We start from the raw sequence: 16,215 nt of genomic DNA, 5'->3' as shown, positions 1-16,215 counted from the left end.
GATCGCTCGGAGCACCCGGGCTTCCGCGGTCTCGCCGAGCACCCCGGGCGGACAGCACGCGGAGTCCACCGAGACATCCGGACGGGCCCTGGCCTCGCAGAGCCAGCGGGCTTCCGGGGTTTCGCCGGGCACACCGACCGAACGGGGCACAGGACCTGACGAGGCTTCGGCGCGGGCCATGGTTACCCGGAACACCCGGACATCCGGGGCTTCGCCGGGCACCCCGGGCGGCCAGAACGCAGGAGCCGGCGAGGCTTCGGGGCGGGCCGTGATCGCTCGGAGCACCCGGGCTTCCGCGGTCTCGCCGAGCACCCCGGGCGAACAGCACGCGGAGTCCACCGAGACATCCGGACGGGCCCTGGCCTCGCAGAGCCAGCGGGCTTCCGGGGTTTCCTCGGGGGTGCCGAACGGACGGGGCGCCGAGTCGGCCGAGGCTTCCGGGGGGCCGCTGGAGTCCACTGTTTCCGGGAGGGGCGAGTGGCTCGTAGGGCCCGGGGTCTCCGAGGAGTTCCGCAACGGCGGCGGTTCCGGGGCCGGGGAGGCTCCGGCGGATCCCCGCGTCGCCGGCGCCTCCCCGGCTCACCCGCGATCCCGTACGTCGGCCGCTCCCCCGGCCCCGGACGCTTCCGCGCACTCCCGGCACCCCCGTGCCGTCCGCACGCCCCGTCCGTCCTCCCGCACCGCGAGACGCGCCCCCGCAGCCGCCCCTGCCCTCCCGTCGGCCCGCCCCGCGGGTCCAGCCACCGCGTCCCCCGCCAATCCTCCCGAGGGCAACCCCGACCTCGCCCCCGTCTCCCGCGGTTTCCTGGCCAAGGCCACCCTCGTCACCGCGGTCCTCTCCGTCGCCGGGGCGCTGCTCGGGCTGGCGCGGGATCAGGCGCTGGCGCGGCTCTTCGGGGCCGGGAGCGAGACCGACGCCTTCCTGGTGGCGTGGACGATCCCGGAGTTCGCGTCGACGCTGCTCATCGAGGACGGGCTGGCCTTCGCGCTGGTCCCGGCGTTCAGTCTGGCGTTGGCTCGGCGGGCGCAGGGCGCTCCCGGGGATCCGGTGCGCTCCCTGATCGCCGCCACGCTGCCCCGCCTCTCCCTGGCCTTCGTCGCCGTGTCCGCGCTGATCGTCGGCACCGCCCCCTACCTCGTCGAGGCGCTGGCACCGGGCCTGCCCGACCCCGCTCTCGCCGTCGACTGCACCCGGCTCGCCGCGGTCTGTGTGCTGGGCTTCGGGCTCGCCGGGTACTGCAGCGCCGCACTCCGCGCCCACCGCAGGTTCCTCGCGCCGGCCGCGATCTACGTGGCGTACAACACCGGCATCATCACGGCGATGTTCGTCCTGGGCGGGCAGTGGGGCGTGCGGTCGGCGGCGATCGGGGTCGCGATCGGCGGCGGGTTGATGGTCCTCGTACAACTGCCCTCCTTTGTACGGCAGTTGTTCCGCAAGCAGGTCGCTCAGCCGGAGTCGGGCACGAGCAGCGACCGTGCCGTCACCGCCGCCCTCGTCGCGACCGTCCTCCTGTTCGCCCTGTGCAGGCAGTCCCAGACCCTCATCGAGCGCTACCTCGCCTCCACCCTCGACGTCGGCGCCATCTCGCACCTGAACTACGCGCAGAAGGTCGCCCAGATCCCGATGACCCTGTCGATGATGCTGTGCACGGTCACCTTCCCGGTGGTCGCGCGAGCCCTCGCCGACGGCGACATCGAGCGGGCCCGCACCCGTGTGGAACGGGACCTGGCGCTGGCCACCTGCATGGTGCTGCTCGGCGCCGCCACGGTGATCGCCTGCGCCCCGCAGATCATCGAACTCCTCTTCCAGCGAGGCGCGTTCACCGCCCGGGACACCGCGGCCACCGCGGACGTCATGCGCGTGTACGCCCTCGGTCTGCTCGGCCAGACCCTGACCGGCGTGCTCGTACGGTCGTACTTCTCCGCCGCCCGCCCCAGCTGGTACCCGGTCGCCGCGATGGCCGCGGGCATCGTCGCCACCTCCTGGATCGGCGCCTGGACGGTGGGCCCCTGGGGCGTCTGCGGCATCGCCGCCGCCAACGCCGTCGGCATCACCGTGACCGCCGTACTGCTGCTGGCCGGCATGGGTCCCAGAAGCGTCCCGATCCGCAAGCGGGGCGCGCTGCGCGAGCTGAGCAGGCCCGTACGCGCCGCGGTGGTCGCGACGATCGCCGGGACCTTCGTCGCCGAGCAGGTGCCGGCCGCCGTGCCCGGACTCGCCGCGGGCGGCGCGACCGTCGCCGCCGTCTTCGTCCTGCTCGCCTGGGCGCTGGACGCCCAGGGCGTCGTACCCGCACTGAGATCCCTACGCTCCGTCACACGAAGGCTCACGCATGGCCGCTGCCGTTGATTCCGCCCCCGTCCCGTGGATCGCGATGTACCACTCGGTCGGCGACTGCTCCGACGACCCGTACCGCATCACGGTCACACCCGACCGACTAGACCGCCAGCTGAACTGGCTCCGCCGCCGCGGCCTGCGGGGCGTGTCCATGGCCACGCTGCTGGCCGCCCCCGCCAGCAAGGACCTCGTCGGCCTCACCTTCGACGACGGGTACACCGACTTCCTCGACCACGCCCTGCCCGTACTGCGCAAGCACGACTTCGGGGCCACCCTCTTCGTCCTCCCCGGCCGTCTCGGCGGCGACAACGCCTGGGACCCGCTCGGCCCGCGCAAGCCGCTGCTCACCGCCGACGGCCTCCGCCGGGCCTGCGAGGCGGGCGTGGAGATCGGCTCGCACGGTCTCACCCACGTCGACCTGACCAAGGCCGACGACCTGCGGCTCAAGTCCGAGGTCGTCGAGAGCCGGACCGCGCTGGAGGAGCTGACCGGAGCGTCCGTGAAGGGCTTCTGCTACCCGTACGGGACGCTCGACGAGCGCGCGGTCGACGCCGTACGAGAAGCCGGATACGCGTACGCCTGCGCCATCGACCCCGGCCCCCTCACCGGCCCGTACGCGCTCCCCCGTCTGCACATCGGCCAGAACGACACCGCCGTACGCCTCTTCCTCAAGCACCGGCTGCACCGGCTGCGCCGCCGTCCCGTCGAGGGGATCTGAGATGAAGGCACTGCACGTCATCACCGGCCTCGGGGTCGGCGGCGCCGAGCAGCAACTGCGGCTGCTGTTGCGGCACCTGCCCGTCGACTGCGACGTCGTGACGCTCACCAACCCGGGCTCGGTCGCCGACGGGCTGATCGCCGACGGGGTGCGCGTCACCCATCTCGGGATGGCCGGCAACCGCGACCTGGCCGCCCTGCCCCGCCTGGTCCGCCAGATCAGGGCCGGCGGCTACGGCCTCGTGCACACCCACCTGTACCGCGCCTGCGTCTACGGCCGGCTCGCCGCGCGGCTCGCGGGCGTCCGCGCGGTCGTCGCCACCGAACACTCCCTCGGCGACTCGCAGATGGAGGGCCGCAGGCTCACCGCCGGGGTCCGCGGCCTCTACCTGGCCAGCGAACGCCTGGGCCGCGCCACGGTCGCCGTCTCCCCCACGGTCGCCGCCCGCCTGAAGCGCTGGGGCGTGCCCGCCCCCCGTATCGAGGTCGTCCCGAACGGCATCGACCTGCCCCGCTTCCGCTTCGACGCCCTCCGGCGTCTGCACACCCGCCGCCGCCTCGGCCTGCCCGAGGAGGCGTACGTCATCGGCGGCATCGGCCGGCTCACGGCAGGCAAACGCTTCGACACCGTCATCCGCGCGCTGGCCCAGCTGCCGGACAACTGCTGGCTGTTGCTGGTCGGCGGCGGCCCGGACGAGCACCGGCTGCGCCAGGTCGCGCGTGCGGCAGGGGTCGCCGACCGGGTCCTGTTCACCGGCGAACGCCCGTACGTGCCCGACGGCTCTCCCGGCCCCGATCTGCCGTCCCTCACCTCCGCGATGGACCTGCTCGTCTCCCCGTCGCCCGAGGAGGCCTTCGGGCTGGCGGTCGTCGAGGCGCTGGCGTCCGGGCTGCCGGTGCTCTACAGCTCCTGCCCGGCGGTCGAGGACCTGCCCTCACAGGCGGCCCCCGGCAGCCGCCAGGTCCTGGGCGGCCCCGACGAGTTCGCCCGCGCGATCGCGGCGGCCCGCACCGAGGGCCCCCGCCCGCGCACCGCCCCGGACGCCGCCCACCACTACTGCATCACCCGCAGCGCCGCACAGCTGATGGATGTCTACGCGGCCGCAGCCTCGTCGCCCACGTCACCCCAGGGAGTCAGTTCCTCATGACCGAGAACCCCACTGGACCGCGCCGCCCCGCCACGGTCCTCGCCCGCGCCAGGACGCTCCCGGCCTGGTCCCTGCTCGCGGCCGGTGCCGTCGCCGGCGGAATGCTGGGCGGGGCGTACAGCCTGGCCCAGGCACCGACGTACACGGCGACCAGCTATGTCGTCGCCGTCCCCACCGAGAAGTCCGACCCCGCCTCCGCACTCGGCTTCGCGCAGGCCTACGGCCGGGTCGCGACCCAGCTCGCGGTGCTCGGGGACGCGCAGGTGTGGGCGGGAGTCCCGGTCAGGACGCTGAAGTCGAGCGTGCAGACGGCGACCTCGCCGGACGCCCCGATGGTCGCGATCACGGCGACCTCCTCGCGCCCCGACCTCGCCGCCGACATGGCCAACGCGGTCGCCCGCGCCCTGACCCGGCACGCGGACACCGCCCAGAGCGCCACCAACGTCGAACTCCAGCAGTTCGCCCGCGCCACCAAGCCCACCGAGCCGTCCTCGGCCCCGCCCGCTCTGACGGGGCTGGTCGGGGCGAGCGCGGGCGGCCTCCTCGGCGGCCTGGTGCTGCTGGTGCGGCCGCGACGGACCGCCGGAGAGCCGGGGCGCCCGGCCCAGGTGCCCGGCCCGGCCGTCGCCGCCGACGCCCACGGCCACGGCCAGCTGTGACGTACACGACGGAACTCGTCACCGACGACACCGTCTTCGCCGCACTCGCCCCCGACTGGGCGCGCCTGTACGGCCGTTCCTCCAGCGCGACCCCGTTCCAGAGCCACGCCTGGCTGCACTCGTGGTGGCTGTCGTACGGCCGTCCCGGGCGACTCCGTGTTCTGGTGGTGCGCGACGGGGCCGACCTCGTCGCCGCCGCGCCCCTGATGCGCGTACTGCGTCCCGTGCCCTCCCTCGTGCCGCTCGGCGGGGCGATCTCCGACTACGGGGACGTCCTCCTCGACGACGAGCGGGGCGAGCAGCCGGTCGCCGCGCTCACCGAGGCGCTGGCCGCGGCGGCCCGCACCGCACTGGTCGACCTGCGTGAGGTGCGGCCGGGCGGAGCGGCGGAGCGGATCTACGACCACTGGCCCGGGCCGCGGCGCCGGGTCGGCGACTCGCTGTGCCTGGAGCTGCCCGCCGTGCCGATGGACGAGCTGGTGGCCCGGCTGCCGTCGGCCAAGGCCCAGCAGCGGGCGCGCGCCAAGCTGCGCAAGCTGTCCTCGCTCGGCATCGAACGGCATGTCGTGGAGCCCGAAGAGGTCGACAAGGCGCTGCGACGGCTGCTGGAGCTGCACCAACTCCAGTGGCAGGGGAGGAAGGTGACGGGCGAGCATCTGCGGCCGCGGTTCTGCGAGCACCTGGTGCGCTCGGTCGCTCCGATGGTGCGTTCCGGGGACGCGGTCGTCACCGAGTTCCGGCTGGACGACGACGTGGTGGCCGTCGATCTGACGCTGCTGTCGCGACGGCTCGCGGGCGGCTATCTGTACGGCGCCCATCCGTGTCTGCGTGAGCGCAAGGCGGATGTGGCGGTGATGCTGCTCGACGCGGTCGGCGACCACGCGCGGGGCACGCTGAGTCTGCTGCGCGGCAACGAGCCGTACAAGCACCACTGGAAGCCCGAACCGGTGGCCAACCAGCGGCTGCTGCTGGCCCGACGGCGCACCGCCCCGCTGCTGGCGGCGGCGCTGGGCGACGTCGCCGCCCGCAGCCGGGGCAAGGAGCTGGTGCGCAGGTGGAGGGAGCGTGGTGGCGGCGGGCCGTGACCGACCCGCCGCCACCCGGTCCTCACCGGCTGCGCGACCACCAGTCGAAGCGCATGCACAGCTTCCCGCCGATCCAGTACTCCACCCACTCGCCCAGGTCCAGCGGCGAGCAGTTGGGCGGGTTCGTCGGAGTGGGGTCGGGCGTGGGCTCGGGCGTCGGGTCGGGCGTGGGCTCGGTGGGCGCCGGTGTCGGTTCGTCGGTGCGTCCGAAGAGCACGGACCGGTAGATCTCCGACGCCTTCGGGTTGTCGTCGCACTGCCAGACGCCGTGCGGACAGTAGTCCGTGAGCGTGTTGTACAGCGGCTTGTGCTCGTCCATCCACGCGAGCATGCGCCGCATGTACTCGGCGTTGTCTCCGTTGCGGAAGAGTCCCCATTCAGGATAGGAAATTGCTTTGCCGTGGGATTTGGCGAATTCCACGTGTTCCTGAAGCCCGTACGGCTCTTTCACCTGCTGGTCGAATGAGATGCCTTCCGGCTGGTCGTACGAGTCCATGCCGATGATGTCCACGGTGTCGTCACCGGGATAGCACTTCGTCCAGCCGATGGCGTCCTGACCGCGGCTCGGCGTGAAATCGAAGCGGAATTTCTGGCCCGGCACCGAACGCATGGTGGTGACGATCCTGTTCCAGTACTTCTTCCAGGCCTCCGGGTCCGGCCCGCACCGATGGGTGTACGTGATGCCGTTCATCTCCCAGCCGAGCACGATGACCGTGTCCGGCACCTTCAGCGCGACCAGCCGTTCGGCGAGGCGGCGGAAGTGGTGATCGAAGTCGCCCCGCGCGCCCTGCTGGAGCAGCCGCCGGACCTCGTAGTCGGGGACACGGCCCTCGTTGCGCTCCAGCATCGGGACGTTGAGGACGAACATCCGGTCGTCGCGCTCGTTGCGCCAGTCGGCCCAGGAGTCGAGGAAGTTGGGGGCGCCCTCGATGTTGCTCCAGCGGTCGCCGGGCAGATAGGTGTGGCCGACGCGCAGCTCGGCGCCGCCCAGCCAGCGGCTGAGCTCCGAGATGCGGTTCACTCCGCGCGGGCCGTAGTCGAGGTAGGCGCCGAAGGCGGGGAGCTCCGGTACGGGCTTCGGCTCGGGCACGACCACCGGGTCGGCGGACGGGGTGGCCGCCGGCGGCTGAGCGGACGCGGACGGAACGGCCGGTACCGCGGGCACCGCCGGCGTGGGAGTGGGAGGGTCGCCGGCCCGTACCACCCCCGCTGCGAATCCGGGCCCCGAGGCCAGGGCGGCGGACGCGGCGACCGACGCCGCAATGAACGCCAGCCGTCTGGTCCGGGCCCGTCGCTGCTGTGAGTCCATGCCGGCTCCTTTCTCACTCTCGCGCTAATCCGATAACTGACACTCAGTCATGTGAAGACGAACTCCGCCACCGTGCTTGCGGCTTTCGAGTGGCCCTGTCGCCCGCACGGGTGAAACGACCGAAGGAATTGAGTCCGTGTCGCTGTTCGACACCCGCGTCCCCGCCGTACTGCTGCGGATCGACCGAAATCCCTTTCACCACGGAACGCTGGGCGCTGTGCGCTCGCTCGGCAGAGCCGGGGTGGAGGTGCATGTGATCGCGGATTCCGCCGGAAGTCCGGTGGCCCGGTCGCGTTTTGTACGTCGGATCCATCCCCCGCCGCCACCGCAGGCGTCGGCCCCCGACATCGCCGTGGCCCTGCGTCGTATCGCCGCCCGTGTCGCGCGCCCGGCGGTGCTGATCCCGATGGACGACGCGAGCGCGGTCGCCGTGGACCGGCTGCGCGAGGAGCTGGCGCCCGCCTATCTGCTGCCCGCGGCGCCGGGCCCGCTGGCCGAGCGCGTCGCCGACAAGGCGGAACTGGCCGCCCTGTGCGCCGCCGTGGACGTACCGCATCCGCTCACACTGATCCCGCAGAGCGCGGCCGAGGCCGCGGGCGCCGCCTGGCGGCTGGGCCTTCCGGTGATCGCGAAATGGAGCCGGCCCTGGCTGCTGCCGATGGAGAGCGGGCTGCGCAGCACGGTGGTGGTGCGGTCCCCGCAGGAGGCGCGGGAGCTGTATCTGCGCTCGGAGGAGGCGGGCAGCCGGCTGCTGCTCCAGGCGTGGCTGCCGCCCGGCACCGACCGCGACTGGTTCTTCCACGGGTACGTCGACCGCTCGGGTGCCGTGCGCGGCGGGGGCGTCGGCGTCAAGCTGCAGGCCTGGCCGCGCGGGGCGGGCCTGACGGCGGTGGGCCGCTGGACACCGGACCCGCGTGTGCAGGCGCTGGCCGAGCGGGTCACCGGCGAGCTGGGCTACCGCGGCATCCTCGACCTCGACTTCCGCTGCGACGCCGAGGGCCGCCACCACCTCCTCGACTTCAACCCGCGCCCCGGCGCCCAGTTCCGGCTCTTCAGCGACACCGCGGACCTGGACGTCGTACGCGCTCTGCACCTGGACCTGACGCACCGTCCGCTGCCGGACGGGACGCCGCGGGCAGGGCGGGAGTTCGTGGTGGAGAACTACTCCCCGCTGACCGCGTTGCGCCCGACGCGCGCCGGGCGCGAACGGGCCTGGGGTGCCCGGGACGACCGGGCGCCGGGCTGGGCGATGTGGTGGCTGTGGGGCCGGCATGTGTCCCGCCGCCTGCTGGAACGGTTGCGCAGGCTGTGCACCCCGGCCGACGACCGGGCCCGCGTGCGCCTGGTGCGCCAGGCGACCGCCTCGCCGCTGACGACCGACCTGACCGACCTGACCGACGACGAGAAAGCGAGCAGCCGCTGATGTACGACCTGCTGGTGGTGGGCGCGGGCCCGTACGGCCTGTCCATCGCGTCCCACGCCGCGGCCGCCGGACTGAACGTGCGCGTCTTCGGCCGGCCCATGGCGTCCTGGCGCGATCACATGCCGCGCGGGATGTTCCTCAAGTCGGAGCCGCGGGCCTCCAACCTCTCGGACCCGGAGCGTCGCTGGCGCCTCGACGTCTACTGCGAGGGGCAGGGTGTGGCGGCCCGTCACGGGGAGCCGATCCCGGTGCAGCTGTTCGCCGAGTACGGCCTGTGGTTCGCCCGCAACGCCGTTCGGAAGGTCGACGAGCGCACGGTGTCCCGGGTGGTGGCCCTGCGCCCCGGCGGCTTCGAGACGGTCACCGAGGACGGCGAGGTGCTGCCCTCCCGCACTGTCGCGCTGGCCGTGGGCGTGATGCCGTTCGTGGAGATCCCCTCGGCCTTCGACGGCCTCTCCCCCTCCCTCGTCTCGCACAGCAGCCACCACGGTGACCTCGACCGCTTCCGCGGCAAGGACGTCACGGTGATCGGCGGCGGCCAGGCGGCCCTGGAGACCGCGGCCCTCCTCGCGGAACAGGGCACCCGGGTCCGGGTCCTGGCGCGCGCCGACGAGCTGTGCTGGAACGATGTGCCGCCGCCGTGGCAGCGCCCCTGGTGGCAGTCGGCCCGCTCCCCGCACAGCGGCCTGGGCTGCGGCTGGCGCAACTGGTTCTACGCCGAGCGCGCCGGCCTCTTCCGCCGGCTCCCGGAGCCGACGCGGGCCCGGATCGCGGCGACGGCACTGGGTCCGGCGGGCGCCTGGTGGGTGCGGGACCGGGTGGAGCCGGCCGTGGAGGTGCTCCTCGCCCACGAGGTGGCGGCGGCCCGGGCGGTGCCGGGCGGGGTGCGGCTCGACGTGCTGGACCGGGCGGACGGGGCGGGGGTCCTGCGCACCCTGGAGACCGAACACGTCGTCGCGGCCACGGGATTCAGGGCGACCGGCGAGCGTCTCGGCCTGCTCTCCGACGGCCTGCGCTCGGCCCTGGCCACGGGCGCGGACGGCACCCCGGAGGCCGGCCGGGACTTCGAGTCCCCGTCGCATCCCGGCCTGTTCCTGGCGGGCCTGGTGACGGCCTCCGCCTTCGGTCCGGCGATGCGTTTCGTGCACGGCGCGACCTACACGGCGGGTGCGCTGGTACGAGGGGTGCGGCGCCGTCTGCACACCGGTCCGCGCGAGGGGGTCGTCCCGGCGCCGGGGCGGCACGACACGCCGGAGCGGGCACGGCGTTGAGGGGCGCGGGTGCCGGACCGAGGTGTCCGGCACCCGGCGCGCCTACTGGTGGGCCCCGGCCTGCCTACGGCCCCGCCGGTACAGCACGGCCCCGGCCGCGATCATCGCCGCACTGCCGACGGAAGCGGCCAGCATGGCCTCGTTGCTTCCGGTGTCGGGCAGCTGGGGCGGCGGACCGTGGGGGCCGGGGGGCGTGCTGTCTGTGTTGGTCGGCGGTGTGGGGGTGGGCGTCTCCTCACCGTGGCCGGGCGGCGTCGGCGTCGGAGTCGGCGTCTCCTCACCGTGACCGGGCGGCGACGGTGTCGGAGTGGGCGTCTCCTCACCGTGACCGGGCGGCGTCGGCGTCGGAGTGGGCGTCTCCTCACCGTGACCGGGCGGCGTCGGCGTCGGCGTGTCGCCGTACCCCGGGGTGTCCCCGTGGCCGCCGGAGCCGCAGTCGTCGCCGTATGCGGGGTTGAGCCCGCTGATGACGTCCGCCGTGTTCCCGCACGCGTTCACCGGTACCTCGACCGGCGCCTGCGTGTTGTTGCCCGACAGCACACCGGGCGAGCCCTCGGTGCGGCCGTGCGTCGCATGCCCGGAGGGGCCGTGGCCGCCCCCGCCGTAGCCGGACTCGTCGCCGTAGCCGGAGTCGTCGCCGTACGAGGCGCCGCCCCTGTGCGAACCCGATTCGTTCGCACAGGAGTTGCCGAACGCCGGGTTCAACAGGGCGATGACATCGACGGAGTTGCCGCAGGCGTTGACCGGTGCGTCGACCGGAACCTGGATGTCGTTGCCGGACAGGACGCCGGGCGAGCCCTTGGCGGCGCTGCTCGCGTCCGAGTCGGCGAGGGCGGGGCTGCTGCCGCACAGGGACAGGATGCTCGTCGCGGCGGCGGCCGCGACCATTCCCCTACTCAGGGTCTGTCGCAATCTCGTTGTCTTCCTGCTTGAAGAAGTGGGAAAAGCCGGCCTTGGAAGGCAACAGAGGCTGTTTCCAAGGCCGGCTCACACAGCCGGAGTGGCTGGGGACGTTACGGCGTCACTTGTTGATGCAGGTGTTGCCGAACGCCGGGTTCAGCAGCGCGATGACGTTGACGGTGTTGCCGCACACGTTGATCGGGATGTGGATGGGAACCTGGACCACGTTGCCGGAGAGGACGCCCGGCGAGTGGACAGCGGCAGCCTCGGCGCCCGCGTCGGCAAAAGCGGGGGCGGCCATGCCCAGGGCCATGATCGCGCCCGCGACGACAGCAGCGGTCTTCTTCATGAGCTTTCCCTTCTCTGCGGTCATGCCCCTATGACGTGACCTGCAGGCTGTAAACGAGGGATAGACAGACGAAGAAACTACGGAACGTGAGTCGCCCGGTAATTCACTCGAACGCCTTCACAGAATTGACACGAGAAGCCCAACCGAAGAGAAACGGTTCACCTGAGAGACGCAAAACGCTCGGACAGCCCGCGCGCATTCGCGGGCCGCCCGAGCGGATTCAAAACCGGCGGATCAGCCGTTGCCGTTGCCGTTGCCCGCGAGGGCGGAGACGTCGTTGAGAATGTGCGACAGCGGCTCGTCGCCCTTGGCCTGCGTCGAGTTGTCGGCGCACTGCTGGTTCTGCGCGGCCGACAGGACCGGAACGTCCTGGAGGACACCGACGGCGCCGACACCGGCGATACCCTGGGCGTTCGCCTTCACCGGCAGGCCGATGCACAGCTTGTTGGCCGTGCTCTGCACCAGGCTGGCCTGCGGGCTCATGTCGCCCTTGGTGACCGAGTTGCCGAACGCCGAGTGGGCACCGTTGCCGCTCGCGGACTTGGTGCCGTCGTCGTTCCCGATCGCCATGGCCGGCGACGCCGCACCTACGACGGAAGCGGCGACCGCCGCGGCGGCCATTGCCTTCTTCAGCATTTCTGTTCCTTTCCTGGGTGCATCTCCAAAGACGCACGCTCCTGCCCTCGCATCAACCAGCTCCACGGGGTTTGGTTTCGGCACTTCACCCGATCGGGCCGCGGCTGCCGCGAAATTCACGGAATCGACGGACTCCGGTATGCCCGGCGGTCGTTCCATTCACTGGGCCATCGGAGTGAAGAGGAGCAACCAAGCCGCCGCCGGGCAGTTGACCAGAACGCTCCGGTGGACGGGGTTTCTCCAGAAGGGACTAGCAAGTGATCAAGAAGGTTCTGGCTTCCGCCGCGGTCGCGGTTTCCGTTGTGGGTGCCGCCTCCCCCGCCATGGCGATCGGCAACGACGACGGCACCAAGTCCGCCAGCGGCAACGGTGCGCGCCAGTCGTTCGGCAACTCGGCCACCTACGGCAACATGAGCCCGCAGATGGCGCTCATCCAGGGCTCCCTCAACAAGCCCTGCATCGGCCTGCCCGCGAAGGCGAACCTGCAGGGAATCGTCGGCCTCGCCGCCGTCGGCGCCCTCCAGGACGTGCCGATCCTGTCGGCCCCGCAGAACCAGCAGTGTGTCGAGAACTCCACCCAGGCCAAGGGCGACGAGCCCCTGTCGCACATCCTGGACGACATCTCGGTCCTGGCGGGCAACGGCACGGGCAACCACTGAGCCACCCTCGGGGACTGAAGTCCCTGCGCCTTGGGGCTGCAATCTGAGCCCCCGTCAGCGGGCCGCCGGTTTCTCGGCGGCCCGCTGTCTTAGCGTTCGGCGCGTGACGATGAAGAGAACTCTTTCTTCCCTCGCGATCCCCGGACTCGTCCTCGCGACGACCGCGACACTCCTCGCCAGTTCCGCACTCCCCGAACGACAGGCGCCCAAGGCCCTGAACATCCTGCTCATGGGCACGGACGGCCGGGACACCATCACCGCCGCCGAGAAGCGCAAGTTCCACGCCGGCGGCCGCGCCTGCAACTGCACCGACGTCCTGATGCTCGTCCATGTCTCCGCGCGCCGGGACCGCGTCAGCGTGGTGAGCATGCCGCGGGACTCCTACGCGGACATCCCGCCGTACCGCGACGCATCGAGCGGCGAAGAACTCGCACCGCACCCCTCGAAGATCAACGGCGCCTACAACGAAGGCGGCCCCGCGCTCACCATCAGCACGGTCGAGTCGATGAGCGGAATGCGGATCGACCGGTATCTCCAGGTGGACTTCCGGCGTTTCATCGACGCCGTGAACGACGTCGGCGGGGTCGAGGTGTGCACCTCGCGGACCTTGAAGGACTCGGCCACCAAACTGAACCTCAAGCCCGGCAAGCATCGGCTGGACGGGGGTCCGTCGCTGCAGTACGTCCGCTCCCGGCATGTCGACACCAGCGCCGATCTCGGGCGGATCCAACGCCAGCACCGCTTCCTCGTGAACGCGCTGCGCGGGCTCCGGGCCGAGAAGGCGCTCACCGATCCGGTGGGCATGGCGCGCGTGACGGGCACGCTGCTCGGCAAGGGGCAGGTCGAGCAGGGCTTCGACGCCAAGGAAATGGTGCAGCTGGCTGCGGCGCTGCAGAAGGTGCCGACCAAGGCGATCGAGTTCACGACGGTGCCGATCGCCGGCTTCAACGAGACCCGGCCGGACATCGGTTCGACGCTGGCCTGGGACATGGAGCGGGCGGACGCGATGTTCGCCAAGCTGCGCGCGGACCGGCCGCTGCTGAAGGCCGACGCGAACCCCATGCCCAAGGACCCACCGGGCCTGAAGGGCTACGGACCGGTGCGGGGCAGCTCGCTGACCTGCAAATGAGCTCGTACGACCGGGGCGCCCGCGCGGTTCGCGAGTGCGCTGGGCCAATCGGGGCAAAGAACGCAACCCCGGACGGGGTGCGGCCGTTGTCGATCATGCAGCTCCTCACCGGAGTCCGCATTTCGAAAGGGAATGAACATGAAGAAGCTGTGGGCTACCGCGGCTATCGCCGCCTCCGTCGCCGGTGTCTCGGCTGCGGCCGCCCCCCAGGCTCTTGCTATCGGTGACGGCGACGGCACCAGCTCCGCCAGCGGCAACCACGCCTCGCAGGAGTTCGGCAACTCGGCCACGTTCGGCGACATGAGCCCGCAGCTCTCGCTGGTCCAGGGCTCGCTGAACAAGCCCTGTGTCGGCCTGCCGGCGAAGCTGAACCTCCAGGGAATCGTCGGCGCCGCCGCCGTCGGTGTCCTGCAGGACGTGCCGATCCTGTCGGCCCCGCAGAACCAGCAGTGTGTCGAGAACTCCACCCAGGCCAAGGGCGACGAGCCCCTGTCGCACATCCTGGACGACATCTCCGCCCTCTCCGGCAACGGCCAGGGCAACGGCTGATCCTCGGATCCCCGCCACGGCGGGCCACCGGTTCCCCCGGTGGCCCGCCGTTCGGCGTTTCACTTGCGGTAGATCGCCTCGATGTCCTGCGCGTACGCCGACAGCACCGCGTGCCGTTTGACCTTCAGGGACGGCGTGAGCATGCCGTTGTCCTCGGTGAACTCGCCCTCGACCAGGGTGAAGGAACGGATCGACTCGGCGCGGGAGACGGCCTCGTTGGCGTAGTCCACGGCCTTCTGTACGTCGGCGCGCAGCCTCGGGTCCTGGACGAGCTCGGACAGCGGGGTGTCGGCCGGCATTTTGCGGACCGACAGCCAGTGGGTGATCGCCTCGGGTTCGAGGGTGATGAGGGCGGCGACGAAGGGGCGGCTGTCGCCGACCACGAGGCACTGGCCGACCGGGGGGCGGCTGCGCAGCCGGTCCTCCAGGACGGCCGGGGAGACGTTCTTGCCGCCTGAGGTGACGATGATGTCCTTCTTGCGGCCGGTGATGGTGAGATAGCCGTCCTCGTCCAGGGAGCCGAGGTCGCCGGTGGCGAACCAGTCGTCGGTGAGTACGGCGTCGGTGGCGGCCGGGTTGTTCCAGTAGGCGCCGAAGACGATGCCGCCCTTGATGAGGACCTCCCCGTCGTCGGCGATGCGGACGGCGGTGCCGGGGACGGGCGGGCCGACCGTGCCGGGGCGGGGTTTCAGGGGCGGGACGATGGTGGCGGCGGCCGTGGTCTCGGTCAGTCCGTAGCCCTCGTAGACGATGATCCCGGCCGCGTAGAAGAACAGGTTGAGGTTCCGGTCGAGCGGGGAGCCGCCGCTGATGGCGTAGCGCATCCGGCCGCCGAGTTCCTTGCGGACCCGGCGGTAGACCAGCAGGTCGTACAGGGCCCAGGCGGCGTAGAGACCCGGGCCCGGGCCCTTGCCGCGGTCGAGGAACTTGTCCAGGTACTGCTCGCCGAAGCGGACCGCGATGCGGTCGGCGCGGTCGAAGGAGGCGCCGCGGCCGATCTTCTCGGCGGTGGCGCGCCCGGTGTCGTGGATCTTCTCGAAGAGGTACGGCACGCCGACGAGGAAGGTCGGGCGGAACTCCTTGAGCGCCGGGCGGAGTTCGTCGGGCTTGATGCTCGGACAGTGGCCGATCTCGATTCGGGCCATCAGACAGGCGATCTGGAGGGTGCGGCCGAGGATGTGGGCGAGGGGGAGGAAAAGGAGGGTGGAGGCGACCTGGCGGGTGACCTCCTTGAAGATCGGGTGGAGCAGCTCGACCGTGTTGGCGGCCTCGGCGTGGAGGTTGGCGTGGGTGAGGACGCAGCCCTTGGGTTTCCCGGTGGTGCCGGAGGTGTAGCAGATCGTCGCGACGGTGTCGGGGGTCAGGCTCGTGCGGCGCTTGGTGACCTCCTCGTCGGGGATGTCGGCGCCGAGGGTCTCGAGTTCGGTGAGCGCGTTCGCGTCCAACTGCCATATGCGCGGCCGGTCTTGGTGGCCGGCCGTGCCCGTCGTCACCGTGTCGGCGTTCTCCGCGGTCTCGGTGACGACGAAGCGGGCGCCGGAGTCCCGGATGATCCACTCCACCTGCTCGGCGGAGGAGGTGGCGTAGATCGGGACGGTCTGGCCGCCCGCCGCCCAGATAGCGAAGTCCAGGACCGTCCACTCGTAGCGGGTGCGGGACATCACCGCGACGCGGCCGCCCGGTTCGAGGCCTGCCGCGATCAACCCCTTGGCGGTGGCGGTCACTTCGCCGGCGAAGGCAGCGGCCGTGACGGGGTGCCAGGTCTCCCCCCGCCTGCGGCGCAGGACCACCGCGTCGGGGGCCTCGGCCGCGTTGCTGAAGGGCAGGTCCGCGGTGCTGCCGGTCGGTGGCAGGGGGGCGAGGGGTGCGGTGCGGGCCTCTCGCACCACGCCCTTCGCGTCCCTGGTGATCTCGACCTCGGTACGGCTTGCCAGGTCGGTGCGCTGCTTCGCCCGCTTCAAGTCCTTGCGTACGCCCATGACGGCCCCCAGTCTGCTCTGACTGAGGGGTCAACTTACTCGTGCGTAACAAAAGGTCAAGAGG

The 16,215-nt window shown here is 71.8% G+C and carries 15 protein-coding genes; 10 read left to right on the top strand and 5 right to left on the bottom strand.

Features of this window, described 5'->3' with window-relative positions; translation table 11 throughout:
* Positions 1 to 268 precede the first annotated feature (268 nt).
* The 5 genes from murJ to ACWD3I_RS01745 are packed head-to-tail and all read left to right on the top strand — an operon-like array spanning position 269 to position 5,947.
* The gene (murJ, locus tag ACWD3I_RS01765; RefSeq protein ID WP_451084008.1) at positions 269 to 2,350 is read left to right on the top strand and encodes a murein biosynthesis integral membrane protein MurJ; all 2,082 of its coding nucleotides are present in this window, start codon (positions 269 to 271) and stop codon (positions 2,348 to 2,350) included.
* Positions 2,334 to 3,056, top strand: a complete 723-nt coding sequence (locus ACWD3I_RS01760; protein WP_365394294.1) for a polysaccharide deacetylase family protein — start codon at positions 2,334 to 2,336, stop codon at positions 3,054 to 3,056. The genes murJ and ACWD3I_RS01760 overlap by 17 nt, the downstream gene beginning before the upstream one ends.
* A gap of 1 nt (position 3,057) precedes the next feature.
* Positions 3,058 to 4,203, top strand: coding sequence for a glycosyltransferase (locus ACWD3I_RS01755; RefSeq protein ID WP_365394293.1), 1,146 nt, complete (start codon positions 3,058 to 3,060; stop codon positions 4,201 to 4,203).
* Positions 4,200 to 4,862, top strand: a complete 663-nt coding sequence (locus ACWD3I_RS01750; RefSeq protein ID WP_365394292.1) for a YveK family protein — start codon at positions 4,200 to 4,202, stop codon at positions 4,860 to 4,862. The genes ACWD3I_RS01755 and ACWD3I_RS01750 overlap by 4 nt, the downstream gene beginning before the upstream one ends.
* On the top strand, positions 4,859 to 5,947 hold the full coding sequence (locus tag ACWD3I_RS01745) for a GNAT family N-acetyltransferase (RefSeq protein WP_365394291.1): 1,089 nt from the start codon (positions 4,859 to 4,861) through the stop codon (positions 5,945 to 5,947). The genes ACWD3I_RS01750 and ACWD3I_RS01745 overlap by 4 nt, the downstream gene beginning before the upstream one ends.
* 22 nt (positions 5,948 to 5,969) lie before the next feature.
* Here the strand turns inward: ACWD3I_RS01745 and ACWD3I_RS01740 are convergent, their stop codons facing one another.
* The gene (locus tag ACWD3I_RS01740; protein WP_365394290.1) at positions 5,970 to 7,256 is read right to left on the bottom strand and encodes a glycoside hydrolase family 26 protein; all 1,287 of its coding nucleotides are present in this window, start codon (positions 7,254 to 7,256) and stop codon (positions 5,970 to 5,972) included.
* Between the two features lie 136 nt (positions 7,257 to 7,392).
* Here ACWD3I_RS01740 and ACWD3I_RS01735 point away from each other — a divergent pair, with 136 nt between their 5' ends.
* Both ACWD3I_RS01735 and ACWD3I_RS01730 read left to right on the top strand, forming a co-directional pair.
* Positions 7,393 to 8,679 carry a carboxylate--amine ligase gene (locus ACWD3I_RS01735; protein ID WP_365394289.1) on the top strand — a complete coding sequence of 429 codons (1,287 nt, stop codon included), beginning with the start codon at positions 7,393 to 7,395 and terminating at the stop codon, positions 8,677 to 8,679.
* Positions 8,679 to 9,950, top strand: a complete 1,272-nt coding sequence (locus ACWD3I_RS01730; protein WP_365394288.1) for an NAD(P)-binding domain-containing protein — start codon at positions 8,679 to 8,681, stop codon at positions 9,948 to 9,950. The genes ACWD3I_RS01735 and ACWD3I_RS01730 overlap by 1 nt, the downstream gene beginning before the upstream one ends.
* Before the next feature lie 42 nt (positions 9,951 to 9,992).
* Here the strand turns inward: ACWD3I_RS01730 and ACWD3I_RS01725 are convergent, their stop codons facing one another.
* From ACWD3I_RS01725 to ACWD3I_RS01715, 3 genes are all read right to left on the bottom strand, one after another.
* Entirely contained in the window at positions 9,993 to 10,862 is an 870-nt protein-coding gene (locus tag ACWD3I_RS01725) for a chaplin (protein WP_365394287.1), read from the bottom strand.
* A 109-nt stretch (positions 10,863 to 10,971) separates the two neighbouring features.
* Entirely contained in the window at positions 10,972 to 11,199 is a 228-nt protein-coding gene (locus ACWD3I_RS01720) for a chaplin (RefSeq protein WP_365394397.1), read from the bottom strand.
* A gap of 234 nt (positions 11,200 to 11,433) precedes the next feature.
* Positions 11,434 to 11,835 (bottom strand): rodlin, encoded by a 402-nt coding sequence (locus ACWD3I_RS01715; RefSeq protein ID WP_365394286.1) that lies wholly within the window; start codon positions 11,833 to 11,835, stop codon positions 11,434 to 11,436.
* Positions 11,836 to 12,092: 257 nt separating this feature from the next.
* On the opposite strand from ACWD3I_RS01715, the gene ACWD3I_RS01710 reads away from it, so the two are divergent.
* From ACWD3I_RS01710 to ACWD3I_RS01700, 3 genes are all read left to right on the top strand, one after another.
* Complete coding sequence (locus ACWD3I_RS01710; protein WP_365394285.1) at positions 12,093 to 12,494, top strand: rodlin; 402 nt, start codon at positions 12,093 to 12,095, stop codon at positions 12,492 to 12,494.
* 109 nt (positions 12,495 to 12,603) lie between these two features.
* Entirely contained in the window at positions 12,604 to 13,623 is a 1,020-nt protein-coding gene (locus ACWD3I_RS01705) for an LCP family protein (RefSeq protein ID WP_365394396.1), read from the top strand.
* Between the two features lie 138 nt (positions 13,624 to 13,761).
* Positions 13,762 to 14,172, top strand: coding sequence for a rodlin (locus ACWD3I_RS01700; RefSeq protein ID WP_365394284.1), 411 nt, complete (start codon positions 13,762 to 13,764; stop codon positions 14,170 to 14,172).
* A 59-nt stretch (positions 14,173 to 14,231) separates the two neighbouring features.
* Here the strand turns inward: ACWD3I_RS01700 and ACWD3I_RS01695 are convergent, their stop codons facing one another.
* Positions 14,232 to 16,151, bottom strand: a complete 1,920-nt coding sequence (locus ACWD3I_RS01695) for an AMP-dependent synthetase/ligase (protein ID WP_365394283.1) — start codon at positions 16,149 to 16,151, stop codon at positions 14,232 to 14,234.
* Positions 16,152 to 16,215 lie beyond the last annotated feature (64 nt).

The organism is Streptomyces sp. NPDC002817, assembly GCF_053592055.1.
Note: the sequence above shows the minus strand (reverse complement) of the source record. Positions and strands in the feature narration are given on the sequence as shown.